This is a genomic window from Dellaglioa sp. CoH-56-MRSF-13 (genome assembly GCF_056782095.1).
Window position 1 is genome coordinate 1 of record NZ_JBXAYC010000081.1, and the last position, 392, is coordinate 392.

The 392-nt window shown below is 52.8% G+C and carries 1 protein-coding gene; it reads right to left on the reverse strand.

The genetic code is table 11. From position 1 onward, the window contains the following. Positions 1–125 precede the first annotated feature (125 nt). A partial coding sequence (locus AC1RP1_RS07980) for a hypothetical protein (RefSeq protein WP_429605121.1) occupies positions 126–392 on the reverse strand: 267 nt, incomplete at its 5' end.

Sequence of the window (392 nt, forward strand, 5' to 3'; positions counted from 1 at the left end):
GTTTTGCACCGTTCAGCTGTAGAAGAAAGCAATAAAGGTTGTGCTTCACAATGCACCTCCAATTTGTTACATGTTGGGACTCACATGGGTTGTTAAGGGGTTTGGGACGATTAAAGCAGAGAGGCTTAGGCCGTGCTATCTTCGTTCACGATATCGATGACACTACGCAGGTACGCAGGGTCATACGCGAACAGCTGCTTGTAGTACTCGATCTGCTGGTTCTTGTCTTCACGGCTGATACCGGCTGTCCGCATCTTGTCCCCGAACGACTTGGGGATCGGTGCGCGGCGGATATCGGCAACCACGGTCAGCGGTACCGTCACCACGTCTGAGGTAGCAGCGCTAACGACTTGTACCTTGTCGGCAGAGGCAGCGATAGCAAAGCCATAGTC